The organism is Terrabacter tumescens, assembly GCF_014646815.1.
GTDB lineage: Bacteria > Actinomycetota > Actinomycetes > Actinomycetales > Dermatophilaceae > Terrabacter > Terrabacter tumescens.
This window is the reverse complement of sequence record NZ_BMNZ01000010.1, coordinates 94540-104516: the sequence shown is the minus strand read 5'-3', so window position 1 is coordinate 104516 and position 9977 is coordinate 94540. Positions and strand designations below refer to the sequence as shown.

Here is a 9977-nt window from a genome sequence, read left to right as displayed (position 1 = left end):
CCACCATGGACCGCAAACCAGACCACTGTCAGGGATGTCCCTTCACACTCCTGTCAGGGATGTCCCTTCAAAAGACACCGCAGAACCTGCGGCGGGTACACCTCAAACCGGCGGCCCCTCACTGGAGGACCACGAGCAGGACCCCGCCGACGGCGACCAGCGCCCCGATCACCGCCGGCACGAGCCCGACTCGAGCTCCCTCCCGGCGGGCGCGCAGCCCGTAGACGACGGCGCCGGCGCAGGGCAGGAAGAGGATGAGCAGGGCCGGGATCCCGGCGACGAGATCCGCCCAGAGCGGCGGCGTGGCTCCGGCGCTCGGGTCGTAGCCGGTCAGCGCGTAGATGCCCTGCGCGGCCGCGAACGCGACGAAGAAGAAGACCGGGACGAGGGCGACGGAGATCCAGGCGCGGGTCAGCGGCGTCCGGTCGCGGGGCCCCTCACTTGCTGTTGGGGTGCTGGACGGGGTGCTGGGGCCTGACGTGTCGACCATGGTGCGCCTCCTGTCCGGCATCCCGCTCGACGGGCACGGGGAGAGGGCCGAAGGTCCCGGTCCCTTCAGGAGCCGCGCTCAGCGCAGGTTGTAGTACTCGCGGTGGACGTTGGCCGGCTTGACCCCGGCGCGCACGAGGTCGCGCTGCAGGGCGTTGACCATGGGCTCGGGCCCGCAGAGGAAGGCCGACAGCTCCCGGGAGTCGACGTCGACGGTCGCCAGGACGTGCTCGGCGGTCAGCCGCGGGTCGGTAGCCGTGTCGACGAGGTGGAGGCGCATCTCGTCGTGGTGCTCGGCGAGGTGGCTGACCTCGTCGGCGAGCGGAGCCGGTCCACGGGCGGTGTAGAAGAAGTCGACCCGGTGGGGCAGCTCGCCCGGCTTGGCCGACCGCAGCCAGCTGAGCATGGGCGCCACCCCGATGCCGCCCGCCACCCACACCTGGTGCTCGGTCCCGCGGGTGAAGTCGAAATGCCCCTGGGGGCTGCTGATGACGGCCGGCATGCCCGGTGCGACGAGCTCGCCGATGCTGGACGTGAAGTCGCCGAGGGCACGCACGGTGATGCGGACCTCCTTCTCCTGCGGGGCGCTCGCGATGGTGAAGGGGTGCCGGTGCCAGCCGTCGCGGGCCTCGAGGTTGACGAGGGCGAACTGCCCGGGCCGGAAGGCGAAGCGGTCGCCGAGCGGCCGGAGCCAGATCTCGAAGGCGGCGTCGTCGATCGGCGCCACCGACGACACCTCGTAGTCGTGGGTCTGCGCGAGACGCCGCGCCAGCAGCTCGCGGTAGACGTAGAAGGCGAGCCCGATGCCGCCGACCGCGACGTAGGACCACCTCAGCAGCGGCGAGCCGAAGAGCGTCGCGTCCATGAGCCCGTGCACGAAGCCGAAGGCGAGGAAGACCCCGGTCAGCCGGTGGAACCCGCGCCAGAGTCCGTAGCTGCCGACCCATCGCCCGACGAGCCGGACGGGTGCGGTCTCCATGACCCGCTCCACCGGACCGCGCAGCGGGCGCGGCGTGATTGAGCGCCAGCGCGGGGCGATGGCCCACACGGTCAGGGTCGCGAGGCCGACGATGCCGATCGTGCCCAGCGTCGGCCCGAGCTGGGTGGCGTTCGGGTTGCCCGTCGAGGCGATGTGTACGCCGATGAGGATCGTCCCGGCGATCGCGACCCGTCGGTGCCACACGGCGGCCTTGTCGACGCCGTCGAAGAACTGCTCCACCCAGCGCAGCGTGCTGATGAGCACGAGCCCGACGGACAGGAGCAGCACTCCCTCGGCCCCGATGAGCTGGCCGACGAACTGGCCCACGTCGCCGAGCGGCCGGGCGACCAGCCAGAGCAGCGCGAAGGCGACGACGAGCGCCGCGATCGTCAGCGGGCCGACGAGTCGGGTGATGAGGTGCGCGCCGCGGTAGGGCCGCCGGTGCCGCACGGCCGTGTCGATCGCCATGCCCCACACGTACCCTCTCGACGCCCGTGACCGGCGTGTCCGGGGGTCGCCGAGTCTTCACCGGCTGGTCCGCCGGATCTTCCACGCCGTTCACGCAATCCGAAGGATTCTCCCAGACTTCGTGGAAAGTGTTGGGGCGTCTGCGAACTCACCCGGACACACGTTCCGAAAACCCACGAGAGGTCTCTCCGTGAACACTCCCACCATCCTCAAGGCAGGGCTTGTCGGCACGCTCGCCGCGGCGGCCGCCTTCGCCCTCGGCGGCACGTCCGCCGAGGCCCACGACGGCCTGCCCGTCGTGAACGTCCCCCACGCCAACCCGAGGTCCGGCGTCCAGAACAACGTCCTGACGCCGTCGGCGACCCAGACGTCCGTCGCCTGGGGCAACCTGCCGCTCACCAACCCCGACACCGCCAACGGGGTCACGCACTACGGCTACAACACCCTCGACGGCGCACCGCTGACGCAGACGAAGGACGAGGCCCACAAGACGGAGCCCGACAAGAACGTCTACCTCGTCCTCGGCGGCAAGCACTACCTCTACCAGGGGCACGAGATCGGCCCGCGCGGCTACGTCACGCGGATCAACCTCGACGAGAGCGACCCCCTCAAGCGGGTCACGCTCATCTCCGACACCGATACGGCCGGCAACGCCTACCCGACGATCGACGGCATCACGTGGGACCCGTTCACCCAGCAGCTGCTGCTCACGGCCGAGTCGAGCGCGCCCAAGGGCGGCGTCTTCGCCGTCGGCCTCGACGCGAACGGTGACCCGGTCGACGGCGGCAAGGCCACCCGGCTCGCAGCCCTCGGTTCCGGCGGCTTCGAGGGCATCCAGAACGACGCCGACGGAAACGTCTGGATGCTCGAGGACATCGGCGGCAAGGGCGCGAGCGGCGGCAAGGTGCCCAACAGCTTCGCCTACCGCTTCGTCCCGACCGACAGGAGCGACCTGACGAAGGGCGGCTCGCTGCAGGCCCTGCAGATCGAGCGCAAGGACGGCACGCCCGCGACCACCGCTGCGCTGCAGGCGAACCCGTCGGACGCGTTCATCAGCCAGCTCCACGCATACGGCAGCTCCTTCGCGACGAAGTGGGTCACGGTCCACACGGGCACGACCGAGGCATTCGACGCCACGGCCGCCGCGAAGGCTGCCGACGCGACGCCGATGAAGCGCCCCGAGAACGGCGTCTTCCGCCCGGGCACCGGCTTCCGGGAGTTCTACTTCACCGAGACGGGTGACACGAGCACGTCGAGCACGCTGCCCGGCGCCTACGGCGGCGTCTTCCGCATCTCGCAGAAGAGTCCGAGCGCCGACACCGGGCGCATCTCGATCGCCGCGGTCGGCGACGAGGAGCACACCGGCTTCGACAACATCACCTTCGCGACGGCCGACGACCTGCTCGTCGTCGAGGACGCCGGCGACAGCCTGCACACGCAGCGGGGCGCGCTGGACTCGGGCTACGTCTTCCACCTCGGCGAGGGCCGCGACGCGGAGGGGTCGTATGCCGCGGGCCGCGGTCACGCTCCCCGCCCGGTGCGCTTCCTCGCCGAGGGTCGCGACGCGTCGGCGACGTTCGACTCGATGAGCGGCCCCTCCTACAACGACGGCGACAACGAGATCACCGGCATCCACGGCTCCGACGGTGACGCCTCGGTCGGCGGTCTGCTCGGCGCCAAGCTGCCCCGGCCCACGACGTCGCCGGCCTGGCGCACGTTCTGGACCCAGCAGCACGGCGACAACACGACGTGGGAGATCCACTGGAACGGCTGACCCCGTCCCGCCCACCCGCTTGAGGTATGCCCGCCGCAGCTACCGCGGCGGGCATACCTCAACCCGTTGCCGGTTCGGTCGCCGGGGCGGCCGCGAACGCGGCGTCGATGAGCTCGGCGTTGCCGACGGCCCAGTCGGCGTCGGTGGTGACGGCCCGGCCGTTGCGCACCGCGCTGGCGAACGCCTCGAGCTGGTGGGTGTAGCTCGTCCGGGTGCCCAGGTGCTCGACGACCTCAGGTTCATCGTGGCGCCGGACGACGAGCGAGCCGTCCTCTCAGATGCCCTTCTCGGCCTCGATGAGGGTGTTGGCGGCGAAACGCAGGCCCTCGAGCTGGTCGAGCTCCTGGTCCTCGTGCTCGATGTTGACCGGCATGTCGGGGTCGACCTTGTGCAGCGCGCGGAGGAACTCCGTCCAGTAGGCGTTGTCGTGGCCGCGGCCGACCGCGACGAAGTCCCACGACGGGCTCTTCGGCCAGCCGCTCAGGGTCGTGCCAACACCGAGCGGGAGGTAGCCCTTCTCGCCCTGGGCGACGCGGTAGAAGGAGTCGTCGATGACGCCGTTGACCTTGGCGGCCTCGTTGATCCGGGTGTCCTTGGCGGCGGCGATGAAGACGAGCTCACCGAGGTCGGCGACGGCCAGCACGGGGTCGATGCCCTGCCAGAAGAGGTGGCTCGGGTCCATCTCGGCGCCGATGTGCGTCGCGTTCGTCTCGGCCACGAGACGGTGCAGGGTGCGCGGGTTGAAGACGATGTTGCCGGGGTGCATCTCGATGGCGACGCGGACGTCCGCAGCCGCGGCCCGGGCCTGCACGTCCTTCCAGTAGGGCACGGCGACGCTCCACTGGTGGTCCTGCACGTCGAGGAACGGGCTCCACCAGGGGAGCGGGTTCCACACGGGGACAGACGTGCCCGGCTCGCCGCCGGGGGCGCCGGACATCGTGATGACGCGCGGGACCCCGAGCAGGGCGGCGAGCTCGATGGAGTCGAGGAGGTCCTGCGAGTGCGGGAAGCCGGCGGCGGGGTGCAGCGGGTTGCCGTTGCAGTTGAGGGCCGTGAGCGTCAGTCCGCGCGAGCTGAACTCGCCGAGGTAGTCCTGCCGGGCCTGCTCGCTCGCGCGGAGGTCGTCGACGGGCAGGTGGATGGGCGGCAGGAAGCCGCCGGAGTTGATCTCGACGCTCGTCAGGCCGAGGCTCTTGATCATGTCGAGGGCCTCGCCGAGCGGCTTGTCTCCGAGGCAGGCGTTGTAGGCACCGAGCTGCATGGGATCGTTCCTTCTGTTTCGGGAAGTGCTTGGGGTGGTTGGGGACTCAGCTGAGGGAGACGGTGGCGCCACCGGCTGCGGCGGACCGCGCGACGGCGTCGATGACGGTGAGGTCGCGCACGCCCTCGTCGAAGGCCGCGACCTTCGGCAGGCCGCCCTCGATGCCGGCGACCTGCTCGAGGAAGGCCCGCGCCTGGTAGCCGAAGAGGTCGCCGACGCCGTAGGAGCAGCCGGGGAAGTCCATGGGCAGGCCGCCCTTGACGTAGGGGTGCGCCGGCCCGGCGAGCACCTGGTTGTAGCCGTCCAGGCCGTCACCGCGCAGCTGCCGGATGACGGAGAACTCAGCCGGCCGGTCCATGTCCCACTTCGCGGCGCCGTGCTCGGCCATGAGGTCGAAGGCGAGCGAGTTCGCGTGGCCCGGGGCGATGCGCGAGATGGAGAAGGTGCCGACGGCGCCGGACGCGAAGTGCGCCGTGAAGGTCGCGACGTCGTCGTTCTCGACGGGCTCGCGCACGTCGGACAGCTCGGCCCTGGCGTGCCCGTAGGTCGTGCCGAGCGGGACGGCCCGCTCGGTGACCTTCGTCGTGAAGGCGCCGCCGCTGACGGAGGTCATCGGGCCGCAGACGAACTCGGCGAGGTCGATGAGGTGGCTGCCGATGTCGGCGAGGGCGCCCGTGCCGGGACCGCCCTTGTAGCGCCAGGCCATCGGGGTCTCCGAGCTGCGGGCGTAGTCGCACCAGTAGCGCCCGTTGAAGTGCGAGACCTCGCCGAGCTCGCCGACCACGAGGTCGCGGATGGCGGCCACCGCAGGCTGGCGGCGGTAGACGAACCCGACGCCGCTGACGAGCTCGGGGTGGGCCTCGGCGGCGGCGACCATCGCGCGGGCGTCCTCGAGGCTCGCGGCGAGCGGCTTCTCGCAGAGCACGTGCTTGCCGGCGGCGAGGAGGGCCTCGACGATCTCGCGGTGCAGGTGGTTGGCGACGACGACGCTGACGACCTGGACGTCATCGTCGTCGAGCAGCTCGCGCCAGTCGGTGCCGTGCCGCTCGTAGCCGTAGCGGCCGGCCGCGTCCTTGGCGACGGCCTCGTTCGCGTCGATGACGGCGACGTAGCGGATGGGCGGCAGCGGCGGGTCGAAGAGCGTGGGGGCGGTGCGGTAGCCGGCGCAGTGCGCGCGGCCGGCCATGCCGGCGCCGATGACGGCGACGCCGATGGGTGACTCGGTCATGGGATGTGCCTCTCTGGACATCTAGGTCGGGGTCGCAGCGGCGATTTAAAGCGCTTTAAGATTACGATGGCACCAGTGTGCGGAGCGCGTCCCGCGCCTGTCAACACTTTGTTCTGACAAAGTGCCCTGAGCTCGTCGAACCAAGGAGTCGTATGCCGTCCCGTCCCTCGCGTCCCCGCCTCGAGGACGTCGCCGCGCGGGCCCGCGTCAGCACGGCCTCGGTGTCGCTCGTCCTGCGCGGCCGGCCCGGCCCCAGTGCCGCGACGAGGGAGGCGGTGCTCGAGGCTGCACGCGACCTCGGCTACCGCGCCGACCGCACGGCGAGCCTGCTCGCCCGGCGTCGCACGCAGCTGCTCGGCGTGACGATGGACGTCCGGAGCACCTTCCACGGCGAGCTGCTCGAGGACCTCCAGGCCGCCGCCGACGAGCGCGGCTACGACGTCGTCGTCAGCCCGCTGACCCGCACCCGGGACGAGCGTCGCGCCGTCGAGTCGCTGCTCGACTTCCGGTGCGAGGCCCTGCTCCTGCTCGGTCCGCGCCTGCCCGACGCCGAGCTCGCGGCGCTCGCCGAGGAGCACCATGTCGTCGCCATCGGCCGCCGCGCCCGGGCCGCCGGGGTCGACGTCGTGCGGGCCGCCGACGACGTCGGCGTGGGCCTCGCGGTCGAGCACCTCGTGGGTCTGGGCCACCGAGACATCGCCTTCGTCGACGGCCCCCGGGGGCCGATCTCCACGCTGCGCCGCCAGGGCTACCGCCACGCCCTGAAGCGCCTCGGCCTCGCCGACGCCGCCGACGTCGCCGCGGGCGGCGACGACGAGGAGTCCGGCGTCGCCGCAGCCGAGTCCCTCCGAACCCGCGAGGCCCCGTTGCGCATGCCGTCCGCGGTCGTCGCGTTCAACGACCGTGTCGCGCTCGGGCTGCTCGACCGGCTGCGGCGTGACGGGCTCGACGTGCCGGGCGACGTCGCGGTCGTCGGCTACGACGACAGCCTCGTCGCCCGTCTCGCCACCGTCGACCTGACGAGCGTCAGCCAGGCACCCGAGGCGATGGCGGTTGCCGCCGTCGAGGCCGCGACCCAGCGTCTCGACGGCGGCCGCACCGAGGCGGTCGACGTCGTGCTCGAGCCGCACCTCGTCGTCCGCGGCACGACGGCACCGCGCGGCGACCACGCCACCCGGGGTGACGGCACGCGCGAGGGGTGACGGGCCGCCGACCGTCGGCGCCGCGGGCTACGGTCGGGCCATGGCCGACAAGCTCTCCCGTCGGGCGGCGTCCGACGCCCTGCCCACGTGGCGGTTCCTGCTCCAACGCATGCACCTCACGGTGCGCGCGCCCGATGCGGCGGCCGCCTTCGGCTTCGTCGCGCGGGTCGGTGAGGTGGCGGCCGTGCTCGGTCGCGGTCCGGACGTCGACGTGCGCGGTGACGTCGTGCACCTGGCCGTGTCGACCGCGTCCGCGGGTGGTGTCACCGACGACGACATCGCCGTGGGACGCGCCGTGGACGCCGTCGTCGCGGAGCTGGGGCTCGCGTCCGCGCCGGCACGCTCACGGACGTCGAGATCGCGATCGACGCCGTGGACATCGACGCGGTGCGGCCCTTCTGGGACGCCGTGCTCGGCTGGGACGTCGTCGCCCGCGACGACCTCCAGGACCCGCTGCGGCTCGGCCCGGCGGTGTGGTTCCAGCAGATGGACGAGCCACGGCCGCAACGCAACCGGATCCACCTCGACGTCACCGTCGCCCACGACGAGGCGCCCGGCCGCATCGAGCGGGCCCTCGCCGCGGGCGGCCGCCTCGTGTCGGACGACAGTGCCCCCGCCTTCTGGATCCTCGCCGACCCCGAGGGTAACGAGGCCTGCGTCTGCACGTGGCAGGGGCGCGACCCCGCGCCGTCGGACTGACACGCCGGCGTCACCCGGCGGATCGCGTGGCGTCCTCGGCGGCCAGGGCGACGAGGTCGGCGACCGCGTCCGGATGGGTGAAGAGGTTGTTGTGCGAGCCGCCGAGCAGCGAGGTGCGCACGCTCGGGGCGCTGCTGGCCGACAGCGCCAGGCGGTCGAGCCACGGGACCGGCACGAAGGCGTCGTGCACGCCCGCCGTGACCGTCAGCGGCACCGGCAGCCGGCTGATGCGCTGCTCGGGCGCGTCCCGCAGTCCCGAGTGCAGTATCGCGACGATGCCGGTCCGACCGCGGTACAGCTCTGCAGGGTCCACCTCTGCCGGGCCGTCGTCGCGGTAGGCGAGGGGAGTGGCGCCGGCCAGTCGCCACAGGCGGCGCTGTTCCGGCGCGAACGTCGTCCCGGCCAGCACGACAGCGAGGGCGCGTCGCCGGGCACTGAGGGCGAGGCCGGTGGTCAGGGCGGCCTGCCCTCCGGTCGAGTGGCCGAGCACCACGACCGGGCGCCTGCTCGCCGTGGCCTCGACCCAGCGGGCCGCGGTGAGCCCGATGGCATGGATCGAGGGGCGCGTCGGCCACGGGCGGCTCGAGCCGAAGCCGGGCAGGTCGAGCACGGCGGCGTCGAACCCTCGCGCGACGAGCGCGCGTGCCGTCGGCAGCGTGTAGAAGGGCAGCCCGAGGCCAGGAACGATGACGACGAGCGGCGCTGTGCTGGAACGCTGCTCGCCGACGGTCAGTGATCGCACGACTCGACCCCGCACCGTCGTCAGGTGCTCTCGGATACCTGGCTCGAGTCGGCTCCGGGTCATGAGAGGTCCGGGCGAGGCCTCGGTGACTCGACCTCCGACGGTCGCGCCGTGCTGGACCGGACGACGAGCTCGGGCTGGATGACGACGCGTGCGGGAGCGGTCGCGGCCGACCCGTCCAGCCGGTCCGCGAGGGCGCGGACGGCCTCGACCCCGAGCTGTTCGGCGTCCTGGCGCACCGTCGTCAGCGCCACGTGCGGGTAGCCGGCCTCGGTGATGTCGTCGAAGCCGACGACGGAGACGTCGTCCGGGACCCGGAGCCCGTGCTGACGCACGACGTCGATGAAGCCGATGGCGCACCGGTCGTTGAAGGCTGCGACGGCAGAGGGCCGCTCGCGCGGCGAGAGGTCGAGGAAGGCGAGGGCCGCAGCCGCGCCCTCGAGCTCGCTCAGCCCGCCGGGGAGGACGATCTCCGACAGGGCGGGCAGGCGGCGCACGGCCGTGCGGTAGCCGCGCCGCCGCTCGGCCCCGCCGGCCGTGCGACCGCCGTCGAGGAGGGCGATGCGCGTGTGGCCGAGGCTGCGCAGGTGCTCGACCGCGAGGCGCAGGCCGGCACCGTCGTCGGTGCGCACGACGCCGACGTCCTCGACGGAGCTCGGGCGCAGCACGCTGACCACCGGCACGCGCCCGGCCAGTCGGGTGAGCTGCGCCGTGGACTGGCTGCTGCCGAGCAGGACGATGCCCTCGCACCGCTCGGCGAGGAGCGTCTCGACGGCGGCCTCCTCCGACCGGGACGGCGTGACGCCGCTGAGAACGAGCTCGTAGGCGGCGGCGTCCGCGTGCGTGTAGAGGCTCTCGAGGAGGTCGCCGTGAAAGGCGTGTCCGACGCTGAAGGTGACGCCGAGCGTGCGGGTGCGGCTGCTGCCGAGCCGGCTCGCCCGGGTGTCGGGGCGGTAGTCGAGCTCGCGCGCCGCGGCCAGGACGCGCTCGCGCGTTGCCTCGGACGCCCCCGGGACGCCGCGGAAGACGATCGACACGAGGGCCCGCGAGACGCCCGCACGTGCCGCGACGTGCTCCATCGTGACCTTCTCGCGTCCCACGCCGCGACTCTAGAGCGCTCCACAACATTCGGCCA

Annotated in this window: 9 protein-coding genes and 1 pseudogene; 4 read left to right on the top strand and 6 right to left on the bottom strand. The window is 72.5% G+C overall.

The annotated features are described in order from the left end of the window. Nucleotides 1-118: 118 nt before the first annotated feature. Nucleotides 119-490 carry a hypothetical protein gene (locus tag IEY30_RS20350; RefSeq protein WP_030200401.1) on the bottom strand — a complete coding sequence of 124 codons (372 nt, stop codon included), beginning with the start codon at nucleotides 488-490 and terminating at the stop codon, nucleotides 119-121. A gap of 78 nt (nucleotides 491-568) precedes the next feature. Beyond that, complete coding sequence (locus IEY30_RS20345) at nucleotides 569-1936, bottom strand: ferredoxin reductase family protein (protein ID WP_052358717.1); 1368 nt, start codon at nucleotides 1934-1936, stop codon at nucleotides 569-571. A gap of 190 nt (nucleotides 1937-2126) precedes the next feature. Between IEY30_RS20345 and IEY30_RS20340 the strand changes: the two genes are divergently transcribed. Further along, a complete protein-coding gene (locus IEY30_RS20340) occupies nucleotides 2127-3710 on the top strand; it encodes an alkaline phosphatase PhoX (protein WP_052358719.1) in 1584 nt (527 codons plus the stop codon). 274 nt (nucleotides 3711-3984) lie between these two features. On the opposite strand, the gene IEY30_RS20335 is transcribed toward IEY30_RS20340, so the two are convergent. Further along, nucleotides 3985-4971, bottom strand: coding sequence for a sugar phosphate isomerase/epimerase family protein (locus IEY30_RS20335; RefSeq protein WP_030200417.1), 987 nt, complete (start codon nucleotides 4969-4971; stop codon nucleotides 3985-3987). A gap of 46 nt (nucleotides 4972-5017) precedes the next feature. Continuing rightward, a complete protein-coding gene (locus tag IEY30_RS20330; protein ID WP_030200422.1) occupies nucleotides 5018-6199 on the bottom strand; it encodes a Gfo/Idh/MocA family protein in 1182 nt (393 codons plus the stop codon). A 152-nt stretch (nucleotides 6200-6351) separates the two neighbouring features. Between IEY30_RS20330 and IEY30_RS20325 the strand changes: the two genes are divergently transcribed. The 3 genes and pseudogenes from IEY30_RS20325 to IEY30_RS20315 all read left to right on the top strand — a co-directional run bounded on the left by IEY30_RS20325 (nucleotide 6352) and on the right by IEY30_RS20315 (nucleotide 8100). Further along, nucleotides 6352-7401 carry a LacI family DNA-binding transcriptional regulator gene (locus IEY30_RS20325; protein ID WP_030200424.1) on the top strand — a complete coding sequence of 350 codons (1050 nt, stop codon included), beginning with the start codon at nucleotides 6352-6354 and terminating at the stop codon, nucleotides 7399-7401. 40 nt (nucleotides 7402-7441) lie between these two features. Then, a pseudogene (locus IEY30_RS22050) lies at nucleotides 7442-7645 on the top strand (4a-hydroxytetrahydrobiopterin dehydratase); the annotation flags it as partial. Nucleotides 7646-7773: 128 nt separating this feature from the next. Then, on the top strand, nucleotides 7774-8100 hold the full coding sequence (locus tag IEY30_RS20315) for a VOC family protein (protein WP_229675119.1): 327 nt from the start codon (nucleotides 7774-7776) through the stop codon (nucleotides 8098-8100). Nucleotides 8101-8110: 10 nt separating this feature from the next. Here IEY30_RS20315 and IEY30_RS20310 read toward each other — a convergent pair whose 3' ends face one another. Continuing rightward, a complete protein-coding gene (locus tag IEY30_RS20310; protein WP_030200427.1) occupies nucleotides 8111-8842 on the bottom strand; it encodes an alpha/beta fold hydrolase in 732 nt (243 codons plus the stop codon). 59 nt (nucleotides 8843-8901) lie between these two features. Beyond that, nucleotides 8902-9942: a LacI family DNA-binding transcriptional regulator gene (locus IEY30_RS20305; RefSeq protein ID WP_081920570.1), complete on the bottom strand. Its 1041-nt coding sequence runs from the start codon at nucleotides 9940-9942 to the stop codon at nucleotides 8902-8904. Between the last annotated feature and the right edge of the window lie 35 nt (nucleotides 9943-9977).